16 protein-coding genes are annotated in these 15,284 nt (G+C 64.2%); 14 read left to right on the forward strand and 2 right to left on the reverse strand.

Going from position 1 to position 15,284, the window contains the following annotated elements:
• Positions 1 to 34: 34 nt before the first annotated feature.
• Complete coding sequence (locus ABNQ40_RS14730) at positions 35 to 718, reverse strand: TetR/AcrR family transcriptional regulator (RefSeq protein WP_158285516.1); 684 nt, start codon at positions 716 to 718, stop codon at positions 35 to 37.
• A 95-nt stretch (positions 719 to 813) separates the two neighbouring features.
• On the opposite strand from ABNQ40_RS14730, the gene ABNQ40_RS14735 reads away from it, so the two are divergent.
• From ABNQ40_RS14735 to ABNQ40_RS14745, 3 genes are read left to right on the forward strand one after another with little or no spacing between them, the layout of a single operon-like run.
• Positions 814 to 1,980: a thiolase domain-containing protein gene (locus ABNQ40_RS14735; protein WP_109047197.1), complete on the forward strand. Its 1,167-nt coding sequence runs from the start codon at positions 814 to 816 to the stop codon at positions 1,978 to 1,980.
• 6 nt (positions 1,981 to 1,986) lie between these two features.
• A complete protein-coding gene (locus ABNQ40_RS14740; protein ID WP_109047198.1) occupies positions 1,987 to 2,691 on the forward strand; it encodes a CoA transferase subunit A in 705 nt (234 codons plus the stop codon).
• A gap of 2 nt (positions 2,692 to 2,693) precedes the next feature.
• On the forward strand, positions 2,694 to 3,329 hold the full coding sequence (locus ABNQ40_RS14745; protein ID WP_109047199.1) for a 3-oxoacid CoA-transferase subunit B: 636 nt from the start codon (positions 2,694 to 2,696) through the stop codon (positions 3,327 to 3,329).
• 185 nt (positions 3,330 to 3,514) lie between these two features.
• On the opposite strand, the gene ABNQ40_RS14750 is transcribed toward ABNQ40_RS14745, so the two are convergent.
• The gene (locus ABNQ40_RS14750; protein WP_158285517.1) at positions 3,515 to 4,132 is read right to left on the reverse strand and encodes a MarR family winged helix-turn-helix transcriptional regulator; all 618 of its coding nucleotides are present in this window, start codon (positions 4,130 to 4,132) and stop codon (positions 3,515 to 3,517) included.
• Positions 4,133 to 4,462: 330 nt separating this feature from the next.
• On the opposite strand from ABNQ40_RS14750, the gene ABNQ40_RS14755 reads away from it, so the two are divergent.
• From ABNQ40_RS14755 to ABNQ40_RS14805, 11 genes are all read left to right on the forward strand, one after another.
• Complete coding sequence (locus ABNQ40_RS14755) at positions 4,463 to 5,773, forward strand: MFS transporter (RefSeq protein ID WP_158285518.1); 1,311 nt, start codon at positions 4,463 to 4,465, stop codon at positions 5,771 to 5,773.
• Positions 5,770 to 7,179: an FAD-linked oxidase C-terminal domain-containing protein gene (locus ABNQ40_RS14760; RefSeq protein ID WP_109047202.1), complete on the forward strand. Its 1,410-nt coding sequence runs from the start codon at positions 5,770 to 5,772 to the stop codon at positions 7,177 to 7,179. The genes ABNQ40_RS14755 and ABNQ40_RS14760 overlap by 4 nt, the downstream gene beginning before the upstream one ends.
• A 124-nt stretch (positions 7,180 to 7,303) precedes the next feature.
• Positions 7,304 to 7,645 carry a YciI family protein gene (locus ABNQ40_RS14765; RefSeq protein WP_109047203.1) on the forward strand — a complete coding sequence of 114 codons (342 nt, stop codon included), beginning with the start codon at positions 7,304 to 7,306 and terminating at the stop codon, positions 7,643 to 7,645.
• Between the two features lie 278 nt (positions 7,646 to 7,923).
• A complete protein-coding gene (gene argE, locus ABNQ40_RS14770; RefSeq protein ID WP_199235197.1) occupies positions 7,924 to 9,249 on the forward strand; it encodes an acetylornithine deacetylase in 1,326 nt (441 codons plus the stop codon).
• A gap of 47 nt (positions 9,250 to 9,296) precedes the next feature.
• Positions 9,297 to 10,601 (forward strand): MFS transporter, encoded by a 1,305-nt coding sequence (locus ABNQ40_RS14775; protein WP_109047215.1) that lies wholly within the window; start codon positions 9,297 to 9,299, stop codon positions 10,599 to 10,601.
• Positions 10,598 to 11,830, forward strand: a complete 1,233-nt coding sequence (locus ABNQ40_RS14780; RefSeq protein ID WP_109047204.1) for an alpha-hydroxy acid oxidase — start codon at positions 10,598 to 10,600, stop codon at positions 11,828 to 11,830. Before ABNQ40_RS14775 ends, ABNQ40_RS14780 begins: the two co-directional genes overlap by 4 nt.
• Positions 11,831 to 11,844: 14 nt before the next feature.
• A complete protein-coding gene (locus ABNQ40_RS14785) occupies positions 11,845 to 12,816 on the forward strand; it encodes an ABC transporter substrate-binding protein (RefSeq protein WP_109047205.1) in 972 nt (323 codons plus the stop codon).
• Complete coding sequence (locus ABNQ40_RS14790) at positions 12,813 to 13,730, forward strand: ABC transporter permease (protein WP_109047206.1); 918 nt, start codon at positions 12,813 to 12,815, stop codon at positions 13,728 to 13,730. The genes ABNQ40_RS14785 and ABNQ40_RS14790 overlap by 4 nt, the downstream gene beginning before the upstream one ends.
• A 1-nt stretch (position 13,731) precedes the next feature.
• Complete coding sequence (locus tag ABNQ40_RS14795) at positions 13,732 to 14,529, forward strand: ABC transporter ATP-binding protein (protein ID WP_109047207.1); 798 nt, start codon at positions 13,732 to 13,734, stop codon at positions 14,527 to 14,529.
• Between the two features lie 154 nt (positions 14,530 to 14,683).
• A complete protein-coding gene (locus tag ABNQ40_RS14800) occupies positions 14,684 to 15,037 on the forward strand; it encodes a RidA family protein (RefSeq protein WP_109047208.1) in 354 nt (117 codons plus the stop codon).
• 12 nt (positions 15,038 to 15,049) lie between these two features.
• Positions 15,050 to 15,259, forward strand: a complete 210-nt coding sequence (locus ABNQ40_RS14805) for a hypothetical protein (RefSeq protein WP_391347036.1) — start codon at positions 15,050 to 15,052, stop codon at positions 15,257 to 15,259.
• Positions 15,260 to 15,284: the final 25 nt, after the last annotated feature.

The raw sequence follows: 15,284 nt of genomic DNA on the forward strand, positions 1-15,284 counted from the left end.
CCCTCCGCAATCCGTCCGTCGGCAAGCAAACCGATCAGCCTCGCGCCAAGCCGTCCAACAGCAGCCGGTAAAGCTCGGAGAAGGCGTCGCTGAAGCCCAGGCCCGCATCGGCCAGGAAGTGTGGATCGTTGATCCGCTCGATTGCCGCCAGACAGATCCCGGCGACTAGCTTCGCATGGACATCGGCGAATTCTCCATTACCGATTCCATACTCGATAATTTCCTGCAGTCTCGCCATGCGAACGCGTTGATGGTTTTCCAGCACCTCGCGCGCTTGATCATCCTCTCTGATATCTTCAAGAAACCTGTCCGTCATGCCACGAGATTCGGTGATCCCCGGTTCCAGGTACGCGGTGAGCTTCTTTCTCGGGTGATCGAATTGCGATGCCGCGCTGTCGCCAAGTGCCTGGACCCGTGATGCCCAGCGCGCGACGACCTTGAGAAACAGCATCTTCCGGTTCGGCGCGATTTCGTAGAGGGCACGTTTGGAGCAACGGAGCTCCTGCGCGATCAGGTCCATCGTCAGCGCCCGATAGCCCCGCGAGAAGAACAGCCGTTCAAGCTGATCGAGCAGTTCCAGCTGGCGCGGCCGGTAAGCGTCGCGCTCCTCCTCCTCCTCTTTGTCGTGACGGTCTGGGTTCCGATTGAGCATGCCGGCATCGTGGCATTCGAAAAGTGTGCTTTCAAGGGATGAAACGATTGACAGCACAAACAGCACGGTACATTTTTTATTAGAAACGTACCGATGGGGCGGTTCGGCATATCGCCGCCGCATCTCCCCGCATCCCGCCATCATCGAATGGGAGAGTACAGATGCAGGCGTGCATGGTGGGCTTTGGGCACACCCGCTTTGGAAAACTGGACGCGGTTTCCCTTGAGGACCTGATCAGGGAGGCCGCGCAGCAGGCGATGGCCGATGCCGGCATCACGGGCCGCGACATTGACGGCGTCTGGCTTGGGCATTTCAATTCCGGGCTGGTGCCGGACGGCTTTTGCTCCTCAATGATCCTTCACGCCGATCCCGACCTGCGCTTCAAGCCGGCAATTCGCTGCGAGAACGCTTGCGCCTCGGGAAGCGCGGCGCTCTATGCGGCGCTGGATGCGGTCAATAGCGGACGGTGCCGCATCGCGCTGGTTGTCGGTGCGGAGAAGATGACTGGCCTGGACACCGCGGGCGTAACCAGGGCGCTGGGCGGCGCCAGCTACCAGGCCGAAGAAAGCGGAATGTCGTTCCCGCAGATTTTTGGCCGCTTCGCCCAAGCCTATTCGGACGTCTATGGGGATCCGACCGAGGCGCTCGCGCGGATTTCCGTGAAGAATCACGGCAATGCGCTGCGCAATCCCCTCGCGCATATGCGCCGGCCGGCCGATCTCGATTTTTGCCTGACGGTCTCGGAGCGCAATCCGATGATCGCCGCCCCGCTCAAGCTGAGCGACTGCTCGCTGATCAGCGATGGCGCTGCCGCCGTAGTGATCGCGCACCCATCCTTGCTCGGGCAGTTTCGGCGAGCCGTGGGTTTCCGGGCTGCCGAAATGGTGAGCGACCTGCTGCCCTTGTCGGCCAAACGGCTCGAGCGGTTCGAGGGCCCCAGCCTTGCGGTCCGCCGTGCCTATGCCAAAGCCGGGGTGGAGGTATCCGACATCGGCTTGGCGGAGGTCCATGACTGCTTCACGATCGCGGAACTGCTCTGCGTCGAGGCGTTGGGTCTGGCTCAGCCGGGCTGTGGCGCAGCCGTCGTCCGCGAAGGCCAGACGGAGCGGGACGGCCGTCTGCCGATCAATCTCTCGGGTGGGCTCAAGGCCAAAGGCCATCCTGTGGGCGCCACCGGCGTCTCCATGCATGTGATGGTTGCCCGGCAACTGCTTGGCGAGGCAGAAGACATGCAACTCGCAAGCCGTCCGGAGCTTGGGCTCTGCCTGAACATGGGGGGTGGCGCGGTGAATACCGCCGTCTCGATCCTCGAACCTGTGAAGGCCTGATCCGCCATGAGAAAAATCCATGAGAGCGCGCCCGACGCATTGGATGGACTGCTGCATGACGGGATGACGATCATGGCCGGCGGCTTCGGCTTGTGCGGCATTCCGGAGCGGCTGATCGACGCCATTCTCGCCTCGGGGGTCAAGGGGCTTACGATCATCTCGAACAATTGCGGCATCGACGGTGTCGGCCTGGGCAAGCTGCTCCGCTCGCGCCGGATCGCCAAGATGATCTCCTCCTATGTCGGCGAGAACAAGGAGTTCGAACGGCAATATCTGTCGAGCGAACTGGAGCTCGAGTTCAATCCGCAGGGGACCTTGGCGGAACGCATCCGTGCCGGCGGCGCCGGCATTCCCGCCTTCTTCACCAGGACGGGTGTCGGTACGGTCGTCGCCGAGAACAAAGTCCATCAGGAGTTCGATGGCCAGACTTACATCATGGAGCGCGCGCTGCGCGCCGATCTCGCCATCATCAAAGGCTGGAAGGCGGACGAGGTGGGAAATCTCGTCTTCCGCAAGACGGCCCGCAACTTCAACCGCGTGATGGCGACGGCCGCTCGGGTCTGCGTGGCCGAGGTCGAGGAGATCGTGCCGACCGGCGCGATTGACCCGGATGCGGTCCATTTGCCCGGCATCTACGTCAAGCGCCTCATCTGCGGCGCTCCCTACGACAAGAAAATTGAGTTCCGGACTGTTCGGAAGACGGAGGTCTGATCATGGCGTGGATACGGAACGAGATGGCGGCCCGCGCCGCTGCCGAACTCGAGGACGGCTATTACGTGAATCTCGGGATCGGAATCCCGACGCTCGTCGCGAACAACATTCCCCAAGGCATTACAGTCACGCTCCAGTCCGAGAACGGAATGCTCGGCATCGGACCGTTTCCCCTGGAGGGCCGGGAGGATGCCGATCTTATCAATGCAGGCAAGCAGACGATCTCCGAACTGCCATCGAGCGTCTATTTCGGGTCCGAGGACAGCTTCGCCATGATCCGCGGCGGTCATGTCGACCTGACCATCCTCGGGGCCATGGAGGTCGCAGAAAATGGCGACATCGCCAACTGGATCATTCCGGGCAAGATGATCAAAGGAATGGGCGGGGCCATGGACTTGGTAGCGGGCGCCCGGAAGATCATCGTGCTCATGGAGCATGTGAGCAAGGACGGCAGTCCCAAATTCCTGCGGACCTGCACGTTGCCTCTGACGGGGGCGGGCGTGGTCGACATGTTGATCACCGACCTCGGCGCGTTTGCGCGCCCCTCGCGCGGAGAGCGGTTCCGCCTGTTGGAGAAGGCGCCTGCTGTATCACTGGATGAGATCCGGTCGAAAACGCTTGCGGAATTCGACCTGTAAGGCGGTGCGTACCAAGGGCAGCCATTGGGCAGCGTCCCTGTCCCGGCAATCGGTTCTTGCGCAGTTTGGAAGCGGGGATCGGACCGGCTGCCGGGAAATCAGAGTGGACTGCAAACACCCACTTCCGTGCCTTCCAGGAACAGGGGGAACCGCGAGCGGCTGCCGAATTCTTTCCCCGGTGCCGCCTATGGCGCCTCCGTCTTTTCTGGGGCGGGATTTCCGGGTTGGGCCTGCTCCGGCTCACCGGCGTTGCCGCCGCCTACCACTTCCCGCCAGTCGCGCTGTTCCGACAGGGAATAGGCCGCCCGCTGGACCAAGGCTTCCATGATGCGGCGAAGTTGGGTGACCTCTTCGGGATGAAGCGCGGCGACCAGTTCCTTCTCTATGGCCCGGGCAAGCGGAACGACGCGCGCATAGGCCTCTGCGCCCTTCTTGCTCAACCTCAGGATCACGCGTCGCCGGTCCTTGGAGTCGCCACGCCGGACGACGAGCCCCAAACCGACCAGCAATGCCACTGCCCGCGTGACCCCCACCTGATCCATCGCAGTCCACTCCGCCAATTCCTTGGCCGACAAGGGTGCGTGACTGCCAAGCACGGCGACGATCCGCCAGCCCGTGACCGATAGCCCGAACTCCTCACCATACATGCGCGCCAACATGCCGCTGACCCGGTTCGTGATGAACGAGGTCTGGTAAGGCAGCCAATCGTCGAGCCTGAAGATGCCGTCCTCCAGGACGGTGTCGAGAACCGGCATATCGGCATCCGCGTCGGGGCCCGTCTGCTGCGTTGCTGTATTGGACAAGACGTTCTCCCGGTTCCAGGTGACGCAGCACCCGTTGCATACTCCATATAAACTGAAAATTTTTCCAGATGAAACTGCTCTCCGATGACCCGGGCACTCTGGCCGAGCCATCAGAACGGCGTCCGAAACGATCGGTTCGGCAAGCCTTTTCTAGTTGACATAATTTCAAAATGAAATGATCTTCGAATGGCGACAAAATGCCGCTGATACCGTCCAGGAGGCGCCCGACGCCGGCGCACCTCACTCAATCGGCGCGCACCAAAGCCAATGGGAGGAAAAATGACCGAAAGAGAATCCTCGGTACATGGAGATCAATCCCAAAGACCGCATATGGGATTGGCCGAATGGCGCGTTGTGGGGCTTTCGACCTTCGGCGGAGCGCTGGAGTTCTACGATTTCATTGTCTATGGGGTTTTCGCCCAATACATCTCGGCACAGCTTTTTCCGGCTTCGACTCCGCTGGTGTCATTGATCAACACCTTTGCGGTTTTCGCCGTCGGCTACCTGATCCGCCCGGTGGGCGGCATCGTGCTGGGCCATTTCGGCGATCGCTACGGACGACGCAAGGTGTTCGTCCTGTCGCTGCTCGCGGTGTCGTTGGCAACCATCGGCATGGGGCTTACACCCTCCTATGCGACCGGCGGGATTGCGGCGACGATCGCCTTCGTCGCGTTCCGGCTGATCCAGGGCTTCTGCTTCGGAGGCGAGATTGCCGGCGCCGTCACCTACATCGTCGAAGCGGCTCCCCGCCGAGCCGGCGCCGCCTGCGGTCTTCTTTTCGCATTGTGCGGCATGGGCGTGGTCCTGGCGGGAGGAGTGAACACGCTGATCCATACGTTTCTCACACCCGACGCGGCGGCGGATTACGGCTGGCGCATTGCTTTTGTCGGCGGCGGCGTGCTGGGCCTCGTCGGTTATTGGGTACGGGGTTCGCTCGAAGAATCCCCGCAGTTTCTCCGTATCAAGGCGCATGCCCCGCGGACACCGTTGCGCGAACTCGTCCGTGACTGCCCCGCGCAGGTGCTGGTCGGGATCGGCATAACGGCTCCGCTAGCGGTGATGAACGGCCTGATGTTCGCCCACATGCCGGCCTACCTGACCCGCCTCGCCGGCTATCCGGCCCCAAGCGTCGCGACGGCGATCAGCCTCGGCATCACCGCGCTCTCGACGTTCGTCGTGGTCTTCGGATGGCTGTCGGACTCCGTTCCCCGCCGCTGGCTGCACCGGACCGGCGCTTTGCTCCTACTGTTGGGCAGTTGGCCCGCCTATCAGGCGATCGCCGGCCGCGACGCTGATTTGGCCACACTGTTCATGGTGACCGGTCTGTTCGGGGCACTGATCAACGGAACCGTCGGGGTCATGCTCGCCGACATCTTCCCGACCGAAGTCCGCTTCAGCGGCATCGCGGTAACCTACAATCTGAGCAACGGGATCTTCCAGGGGCTGACCCCGCTGCTCGCCACCCTGCTGATCGAGCGGACGGGATCGCTGGCGGCCCCCAGCCTGTGGATGATGACAGGCGCCGGTGTGGGTATCGCCGCGGGTCTGTGGCTGTTCCGGTACGACGGGCGGATCCTTCGCCCCGCCAACGCGAAGAACGACGGGCTATCGCCGGTGACGGCCATGGAGACTGCGGGATGAGCGCCGAATCCCATTCGCAACTGCCGGCCGTCGGCGGGATGCCCTGGCTGGAGGAACTGCGCACCCTTCTGGGCAACCGCGTTTCGGTCGCGGCGGCGGTGAGAGACCATCACCGGACCGGCGTATCGCACCACGCCGGTGCACCGCCCGATGCGGTCGTCTTCCCGGAAAGCACCGAGGAGGTATCTGCAGTGGTCCGCATCTGTGCGCGGCATCGGGTGCCGGCCATCCCGTTTGGGACCGGCACTTCGGCCGAGGATCATGTGGCTGCCGTCCGTGGCGGCATCTGCATCGACCTTTCCGGCATGAATTGCATATTGGCCGTCAACACCGAGGATTTCGACGTCGTGATCCAGCCTGGTGTCACCCGCAAGCAGCTGAACGAACATCTGCGGGATACCGGACTGTTCTTTCCCATCGATCCAGGGGCCGACGCTTCGCTCGGTGGAATGACGGCGACGAGGGCCTCCGGAACCAATGCGGTGCGCTACGGCACGATGCGCGACAACGTCGTGTCCCTCCAGGTCGTCCTTCCGGACGGGCGGATCATCCGGACCGCCCGGCGAGCCAGGAAGTCCTCGGCCGGCTATGATCTGACCCGGCTGTATGTCGGATCTGAAGGCACTCTGGGCGTCGTCACCGAAATCACTCTGCGCGTCCATCCGATCCCGGAAGCCATCTCGGCCGCGGTCTGCTCCTTCACGACGGTGGCGGACGCAATCGATGCGGTGATCCAGACGATCCAGGCGGGAATTCCGGTGGCCCGGATCGAGTTCATGGATGCGGTGCAGATGCAGGCCTGCCGCGCCTATTCGAAACTGGATCATCCGGCTGCACCGACGCTGTTCTACGAATTCCACGGGACCCCCGCCGGGGTGGAGGAGCAGGCCGTCCTGGCATCCTCCATTGCCGCCGAGAATGGTGGAGGGATTTTCCGGTGGGCGTCCTCGTCCGAGGATCGCTCCCGCCTGTGGAAGGCGCGGCATGATTCCTATTTCGCCGCTCTGGCCCTTCGGCCCGGCGCATCGGGCTGGCCGACCGACGTGTGCGTACCGCTGTCGCGGCTGGCCGAATGCGTGGCGCTGACGGTCGCGGATCTGAAGGAGTCGGGGTTGGTGGCGCCGATCTGCGCGCACGCCGGCGACGGCAATTTCCACCTGATCCTGCTGATCCGCATGGACGATCCGGACGAGCGCGCTGCGGCCGAGGCGCTGTGCGACCGCTTGGTGCGGCGCGCTCACGCCATGGACGGCACCTGCACCGGCGAACATGGCATCGGCTTGGGCAAGCTGAAGCACATGATCGAGGAACATGGCGACGCGGTTTCGGTCATGGCTGCGATCAAGCACGCGCTCGATCCGCTGGAAATCATGAACCCCGGAAAACTGGTCCCCGATCTCGGTTGAGGCTCCGACCGGCTGAGCCGGCAGGCATTCGTACCCTGATGCGCACACATTACCCCGACCCGCAGCCGATCCCTCGTAGGACCCATCCCACGGTTCCACCAGGGGACGGTCAGAAAGGCTTTTCATGTTCCATGTCATCTGCCGCTATCGGCCCGACGGCGATATCGCCCGTTTCGCCTATCGTGCGGAACATCTCGAATACGTCATCGCCGCCGAAGCGGTGCTGGTCTTCGGCGGTCCGCTGATGACCGATGAAGGAGAGCGGTCGACTGGAGCGGTATTCGTTCTTGACCTGCCGGACCGCCCATCGGTGGAACGGTTTCTGGCCAACGAGCCCTACCATCGCAACGGGCTGTTCGCCAGCGTCGAAATCCACCGATGGCTGCAGATGAACCCGCAATCGGTACCTGGCTATCTGCAGCGCGAGCTTGAGATGGAGCGCAGCAAGACCGCATCCCCCCCTTGATCGCCATTGCCGACCGCGCCCGCAACATGGGGCGGGACTCGGATTCCTAACTGAAAACAACAACTGGCATGAAATCGACGCGCCAGTTTCCCGCGTCCGGTGGCACCGCGATCATGGAAGTCGCGGCACGAAAGACCGGAACCGACCACAGACATTCGCCCAGCGATGCCGCGCTCATTCCCGCGCGTCGAACGCTTGAGGGCGCTTGGGCAAACAGTTGAGGATGCTTCCATATAGAATCTCTGGATAGCGGACCCGGTCAGGTTCCGACAGCGTCGGTGCCGTCAGCCGGTGCGGAACCGCAGGATCAAACGCAATCGATCGGAGGGGACGGGCCGAGCAGAGCCTCGCTGGACTGGATCGGCCGTCTGATCGCCTTCGACACCACCAGCCGCAATTCGAACCTCGGATTGGTCGAGGAGGTGCGGGACCGGCTATCCGGTTTGGGCTTCGTCTGCCGCACGACCCATGACCGGTCGGGCGTCAAAGCGAACCTGCTCGCCAGCCTTCCCGCCGGGGATGGCCGGCTGGAGGGTGGCCTTTGCCTGTCCGGCCATCTCGACACGGTGCCAGTCGATGGCCAGGATTGGTCCAGTGATCCATTTTCCGCCGAAATCCGCGACGACCGACTCTATGGCCGGGGCGCGTGCGACATGAAGGGATTCGTTGGAACGGCGATCGCCACCACCATCGCCTGTGCCAATCAGCCCCGCACTGCCCCGATCCACCTCGCCCTGTCCTATGACGAGGAGGTGGGCTGTCTCGGCGCCCCTGCTCTTGTCGACGACATCGTGGCCCAGGGCATCGCACCCGTCGCCTGCATCGTGGGCGAGCCGACGATGATGCAAGTCGTCAGCGCCCACAAGGGCGCCAACCTCGCGCGCTGCCATGTCGGCGGGCTGGCCCGCCACTCCTCGCTGGCGCCGGAGGGAATCAACGCGATCGAATATGCGGCGCGGCTGATCGTCCACATCCAGTCGATAGCCGGCCGCTTCGCCACCGATGGACCCTTCTCCGAAGGTTTCAACGTCCCTTTCACTACCTTGCAGACAGGCCTCATCAAGGGTGGGATCGCGGTCAACACCGTTCCGGCCGAATGCGAATTCACCTTCGAATTCCGAAATCTTCCGGGGAGCCCGCCCGGCGCCATTTTCCGCGAGATCGAAGAGCACGCGCTGACCTGGCTGCTTCCCGAAATGCGGACGCGCAACGCTTGCGGCTGCATCAGCCTGGAACGGCTGGCCACGGTTCCGGCCTTCGAAGCGGACGATACGTCAGCCTTCGCCCGGCTGGTGCGCGAGATCACCGGCGATCAGTCCCTGCGCAAGGTCGCCTACGGTACGGAAGCCGGCATTTTCCATCAGGCCGGTATTCCCACCCTCGTCTGCGGTCCCGGCGACATAGCCCAGGCGCATGCCGCGGACGAGTTCGTCAGCTTGGCGCAGATCCGGCGCTGTGAACGGATGCTGGCCCAACTGGCCGCCAGACTATGCGGTGCCGATGCGGGCGCCCTCCTCGCCGCCGCCCTTCACGACAACACCGCACCGGTCGGGGCCGTAGCGGATCGCGGCGGAAGGAAAAACCACGGGGGGATCATCCCATGACATCGACCGGGAAGAACAGCGTTGTCCTGCCCGCGCGCGCCGCCCGAATGCAATCCGGGGTGAGCGCAGCGCAATGGAAGGTCATCATCGGCACATCGATCGGCAATGCGCTGGAATGGTTCGACTTCGCTGTCTACGGCTTCTTCGCCGGAGTGATCGGGCGGCTGTTCTTTCCCGCAGACAATGAAACGGCGTCCCTGCTGCTCTCCTTCGCGACCTTCGGCGTCGCCTTCCTGATGCGGCCGCTGGGCGCGGTCCTCATCGGCAGCTATGCCGACCGCAAGGGGCGCAAGGCGGCGCTGAACCTGTCCATCATGATGATGATGGCCGGAACTGCGATCATCGTCGTCCTGCCGACCTACCAGACGATCGGGATCGCCGCTCCCATCCTGATGACGGTCGCGAGGATGATCCAGGGACTTTCGGCAGGCGGTGAATTCGGCAGCGCCACAGCGTTGCTCGCCGAACAGGACCCGGCGCGGCGTGGCTTCTTCGCCAGCTGGCAGGTCGCCAGCCAGGGGTTGATGATCATGCTGGCCGCGTCCTTCGGCATCGCTCTGTCAGCCAGCTTGTCGGCAGAGGCGATGGGCGATCTGGGCTGGCGGCTTCCCTTCCTGTTCGGCCTGTCGATCGGGCCGGTGGCCGTCTACATCCGCCGCAAGATCGAGGAATCGCCCGAATTCAATCCGGACGAGGTCGTGGATTCGCCGCTGCGCAGCGTGCTGGTCGACCAGACGCCGCGTCTGATGCTGGGGGTCGCCGCGGTCATCCTGGCCACTGTGTCGGCCTATTTGACCCTCTTCATGCCGACTTATGCGATCCGCCAGTTGGGCGTTCCGGCCTCCGCTGCCTTCGGCGCGGTCGCTCTGATCGGCATCATCCAACTCTGCCTCGCACCGGTGTTCGGCGCCTGGTCAGACCGCGTTGGGCGGTTCGCCATCATGGTTCCTGCCGCGGCACTCTTCCTCGTGACCATCTATCCGCTGTTTGCATGGCTCGCTGCGGTGCCAACCGTCGAACGGCTGGTTGTCGTCCAGATCCTCCTCGGCCTGCTCGCCACCGCCTATTTCGCGCCGCTGCCGGCATTGCTGGCTGAGCTGTTTCCGGCCGGCACGCGCACCAGCGGCCTTTCGCTCGCCTATAACTTCGCGGTGACGGTCTTCGGCGGCTTCGCCCCGTTCATCATCACATGGCTGATCGCGACAAGCGGCAGCAAGCTCGCACCCTGCCTGTACGCCGGAGCCGCCGCGGCGGTCAGCCTGGTCGCTCTCATCGTTCTGCGGGTGCGCTATTCGGCAATCGCCCTACCGGTGACGAGCCCTTCCGCCCTCATGAGAGAGCAGCAGAAATGACCTATTCAGCAGACCCGCAATCGATCGCGGATTACCGCGAGGCCGCTCGCCGCCGCCTGCCCAAAATGATCTTCGACTTCTATGACGGCGGCGCCGAGAGCGAGAATACGCTGGCCTACAACCGTGCGGCCCTCGATGCCCGACGGCTGCTCGGCTCCGCTCCGGTCGCTGTCGGCCAGCGCAGCCAGAAGACAACGCTGTTCGGGCGGACGTTCGAAATGCCGCTGATCATCGGACCGACGGGGCTGGCCGCCGCGGCTTGGCCGAAGGGGGACGCGGCGCTGGCGCGTGCCGCCGGGCGGGCGGGCATTCCCTTCGTCATGAGCACCGCCGGCACCTGCACCCAGGAGGAGGTCGCCGCGGCGGGCGACGGCGCCAAATGGATGCAGCTCTACCTCCTCAGGAACCGGGAGTTCTCAGCCCGTATCGTCGACAAGGCCGACGAACTCGGCTTCGAGGCGATCGAGGTGACGGTTGACAATGCGGTCGCCGGAAAGCGGCTGCGCGATGCGCGCAACGGCTTCACCCTGCCCTTCCGTTGGACCCCGGCGAAGCTGGCCGGCCTGATGCTGCATCCCGGCTGGAGCCTCCAGATGGCGCGGGCCGGAGCGCCGCGGCTGGAGGTGATGGCCGCCGGCCTCGGGCTGGAGCGGACCGACACCATCTCCGAACTGATGCAGAGCCAGCTCGATCCTTCGGTGTGCTGGGACGACATCGCGCGGCTGCGCGACCGCTGGAAGAAACCGCTGATCGTCAAGGGTGTGCTCGATCCCGCTCATGTCGCCCGCGCGCTGGCGATCGGCGTCGACGGGCTGGTGATCTCCAACCATGGCGGACGACAGCTCGATGGCGCCGTGGCGCCCATCGACGTGCTGCCGGACTTCGTGGCGGAAGCGCGCGGACGCCTGACGCTGCTGATCGACAGCGGCTTCCGGTCCGGTTCCGACATCGCCCGGGCGCTGGCGCTCGGCGCCGATGCGGTGCAGGTCGGGCGGGCGACCCTCTATGCCCTGGCGGCTGGCGGCGAGGAAGCGGTCTTCCATGCGCTGGGCCTGCTGATGGCCGAGCTCGACGTCGTCCAGGCGCTGACGGGGGCAGCCCGCATCGCCGACCTCCACCCCGGCATGATCCGTCCTCCGGCCCCCCACGCCGCCTCAAGCTCGCCCCTCGCGCGACCAGCCGCTGGCGGTCCGGTGCAGCCGTCCGAGTCCGTCGCCCTCCAAGACTGAAAGGAATATTCGGGATGCGCCTACGCAAACCTGTCCTTGCCGCAGTCCTTGCCGCCATCGCGAGCCTTGCGGCCCCCGCCCTCGCGCAGGATAAGCCGCGTGTGGGGATGACCTATATCGTTGAGCATCCGGCGATCGACGCGGTGCGCGACGGCATTCTCGCAGAGCTCAAGGCCGCCGGCTACGAGGACGGCAAGACCATCGAGCTGGTCACCCGCAGCGCCCAGGGCAACATGGGCACGCAGGCCCAGATCGCCAGCGACTTCGCCGGTCTCAACCTCGATCTGGCAATAGCGATCTCCACGCCGTCCGCCCAGGCGGTCAAGAATGCGCTGAAGAACAAGCCGGTCCTCTTTGCCGCCGTCACCGATCCGGTCGGAGCAGGACTGATCGACAGCATGGCGCGGCCCGGCGGCTTGGTGACCGGCACCTCCGACCAGCAGCCCTTTCCGCCGGTTCTCGAACTCATGAAGACCCTGGTGCCGGGCCTCCAACGGCTGGGCGTCATCTTCAACCCGGGCGAGGCCAACGCGGTTTCTCAGGTGGAAGCACTGAAGACCGCCGCCAAGCAGTACGGGCTGGAGATCGTCGAGGCTCCGGCGACACAATCCTCGATGGTCAGCGATTCGGCGCGCAGTCTGGTCGGAAATGTGCAAGCGATCCTGCTTCCCACCGACAGCACGGTCATCTCCGTTATCGAAAGCGTCGTCGTGGTGGGACTAAGGGCGAAGCTGCCGGTCTTCGCCTCCGATACCGACGCGGTGGAGCGAGGGGCCGTCGCGGCGCTCGGCTTCAACTACCGCGACATGGGGCTGGCAACCGCAAGGATGGCCATCCGGATCCTCAACCATACGCCTCCCAGCGATATCCCGGCGCTGGTGCCGGAAAAACAGGACCTCTACCTCAACACCCGCTCGGCCAAGGCGATGGGTGTGGAGTTGCCCATCAGCCTCGTCGCCACTGCCAGGAAGGTGGTCGGAAAATGACCCTTTTCGCTCTTGCCGGTGCCATCGAAAGCGGCCTCCTCTTCTCGCTCGTGGCCCTTGGGCTCTATCTTTCCTTCCGGGTGCTCGATTTTCCCGACCTGACCGTGGACGGCAGCTTTCCGTTGGGAGCAGCCGTCTGCGCGGCGTCGGTCGCCGCGGGGGTGGACCCTTTTGCGGCAACCGCATTCGCTGCCCTCGGCGGGGCCGCAGCCGGTCTGGTGACCGCACTGCTGAACGTGCGCTTCCGGATCATGAACCTGCTGGCGGGCATCCTGACCATGGTGGCCCTGTTCTCTATCAATATCCGGATCATGGGTCGGCCCAATCTGCCGGTCTACGGACACGATACCGTGTTCGACATTGCGGGACGGGTGGTCGGCCTCGGCATGTGGAACAATGCCGTGGTGCTGGCGCTCTTCGCGGTTGGTGCGAAACTCGCTGTCGACTGGTTCCTAAGGACCGAGACCGGTCTGGCGCTGCGGGCGACCGGCGAGAACCCGGCCATGGCGGAGGCGCAGGGCATTTCCAGCGGCGCCATGATCCTGCTTGGCATTGCCCTCGCCAATGCCCTTGTGGCGCTCGCCGGTGCCTTGTTCGCTCAACTCCAGGGCGTGGCGGACATCTCGATGGGGATCGGAACCATCGTGACCGGACTTGCCGCGATCATCATCGGCGAGGCCGTGGTCGGCCGGCGCAGCGTTTTCCTGGCGACGCTCGGCTGCATTGCCGGTGCACTGATCTACCGGCTCTTCATCGCGCTCGCGCTCAGCGCCGGCTTCATCGGGATCAAGGCGCAGGATCTCAATCTGGTGACGGCGATCGTCGTCGCGGTCGCGGTGGTCGCCTCCCAGGGACGACGGCTCACCTTGTCCGGCGCCTTCGTCCGCAAACGCTCGGCTTTGGGAGGCAAGTGACATGCTTCGGCTGACCGACGTTCATATTACCTTCAATCCCGGCACGCCGACGGAGGTCCGGGCGTTGCGCGGAGTCTCGCTGGACATCACGCCGGGCGAATTCGTCACTGTGATCGGTTCCAACGGCGCCGGAAAATCGACGCTTCTGTCGACCATCGTCGGCACCGTCCGGCCAGATCGCGGCTCCATCCTGCTTGGAACGGAAGATGTCACCGACTGGCCGGCGGCCCGCCGGGCGCGCGACATCGCCCGTGTCTTCCAGGAGCCCCGGCTCGGCACCTGCGGATCGCTGAGCATCGAGGAAAATCTGGCGCTGGCGGCACGCCGCGGCCAGTCTCGCGGCCTGCGGTTTGCCCTGGCAGGCGGCCACCAGCGCCGGCGCTTCGCCGACCTCCTGGCCCGGCTCGGACTGGGGCTGGAGGATCGCATGGCAGCTCCGATCGGAACACTGTCGGGGGGGCAGCGGCAGGCGGTCAGCCTGTTGATGGCCACGCTTGCCGCGATGAAGATCCTGGTGCTCGATGAACACACGGCGGCACTCGATCCCGGCGCTGCCGCGAAGGTCCTGGAACTCTCTGCAGAGATCGCCCGGTCGGAGCGTCTGACGACGCTGATGGTGACTCACTCGATGCGGGATGCCATCACCTATGGCCAGCGCACCATCATGATGGACCGCGGTCGCATCGTGCTCGATATCAAGGGCGCCGAACGGGAGAAGCTGGACATCCCCGACCTGCTGGAACTGTTCGGGCGGGCGACGGGCCGGGCGGCGGACGACGACCAACTCATGCTTGCCTGAGCAAAACGGACGCCGGCATCTCCACGCGCGGCGTTCGGGTAGACGCTCCCGGTCGCATCGGACGAAACGACTCGATAGCCGATCCATGCACCGGTCACTCCCGCCGCGCCAGCGGCGGTCGACCCGCCACGACAATTGCCAAGGATGGAAGACCATGCTCGACCGCAAATCCGCACCGCTCTCCCCAGCCAGACGCGCAGGAACTCTTCTGTTCCTGTCGGGCCAGATCGCTTTCGACGAGGAAGGACGGATGGCGCCGCCCGACATCGAAGCGCAAACCCGTCAAGTTTTAAAGAACATCGAAGCCGTGCTCGCAGCCAATGAGGCGTCACTCGGCGATATCGTCTCCGCCAGCGTTTTCCTGACAAATGAAGATGATTTCGGAGCCTTCAACGCCGTCTATGCAACCTATTTTCCCGCCGATCCGCCGGCTCGGACGACGGTGATTGCCCGTTTGCTGGGCGGCGCGATCGTCGAAATCGCCGTCGTAGCAGAACCACGCGCCTGACGAGAGGGCTTGATGACGTCAAAGCCCACGCAAAAATATCTTGCTATGAGAAATAGTTTCTGTTTGCAATTATCTGCGGCTCTGACGGGCCAAATGACTGACCGCACTGTGGTGGTGCCTTCAGCCACCAGTGCGTCTGCCGCAGCGGGTCAGCCCGCCGACCGCACCCATGTCGACGAAAAGCAGACCGATGCGCCACGCAAGAATGATGCTCGCAGTTGAGCGACTTTCATCCTGAAGCGATCAG

It is taken from the genome of Azospirillum sp. A23 (assembly GCF_042938965.1).
Classification (GTDB): Bacteria; Pseudomonadota; Alphaproteobacteria; order Azospirillales; family Azospirillaceae; genus Azospirillum; species Azospirillum melinis.

Excerpts from the sequence above, each read along its gene's own strand:
- ABNQ40_RS14735 (WP_109047197.1), top strand. The coding sequence starts at position 814 with ATGCAGGCGTGCATGGTGGGCTTTGGGCACACCCGCTTTGGAAAACTG.
- ABNQ40_RS14785 (WP_109047205.1), top strand. The coding sequence starts at position 11,845 with ATGCGCCTACGCAAACCTGTCCTTGCCGCAGTCCTTGCCGCCATCGCG.
- ABNQ40_RS14780 (WP_109047204.1), top strand. The coding sequence starts at position 10,598 with ATGACCTATTCAGCAGACCCGCAATCGATCGCGGATTACCGCGAGGCC.
- ABNQ40_RS14775 (WP_109047215.1), top strand. The coding sequence starts at position 9,297 with ATGCAATCCGGGGTGAGCGCAGCGCAATGGAAGGTCATCATCGGCACA.
- ABNQ40_RS14800 (WP_109047208.1), top strand. The coding sequence starts at position 14,684 with ATGCTCGACCGCAAATCCGCACCGCTCTCCCCAGCCAGACGCGCAGGA.
- ABNQ40_RS14765 (WP_109047203.1), top strand. The coding sequence starts at position 7,304 with ATGTTCCATGTCATCTGCCGCTATCGGCCCGACGGCGATATCGCCCGT.
- ABNQ40_RS14755 (WP_158285518.1), top strand. The coding sequence starts at position 4,463 with ATGGGATTGGCCGAATGGCGCGTTGTGGGGCTTTCGACCTTCGGCGGA.
- ABNQ40_RS14805 (WP_391347036.1), top strand. The coding sequence starts at position 15,050 with ATGACGTCAAAGCCCACGCAAAAATATCTTGCTATGAGAAATAGTTTC.
- ABNQ40_RS14745 (WP_109047199.1), top strand. The coding sequence starts at position 2,694 with ATGGCGTGGATACGGAACGAGATGGCGGCCCGCGCCGCTGCCGAACTC.
- ABNQ40_RS14790 (WP_109047206.1), top strand. The coding sequence starts at position 12,813 with ATGACCCTTTTCGCTCTTGCCGGTGCCATCGAAAGCGGCCTCCTCTTC.
- ABNQ40_RS14760 (WP_109047202.1), top strand. The coding sequence starts at position 5,770 with ATGAGCGCCGAATCCCATTCGCAACTGCCGGCCGTCGGCGGGATGCCC.
- ABNQ40_RS14795 (WP_109047207.1), top strand. The coding sequence starts at position 13,732 with ATGCTTCGGCTGACCGACGTTCATATTACCTTCAATCCCGGCACGCCG.
- ABNQ40_RS14740 (WP_109047198.1), top strand. The coding sequence starts at position 1,987 with ATGAGAAAAATCCATGAGAGCGCGCCCGACGCATTGGATGGACTGCTG.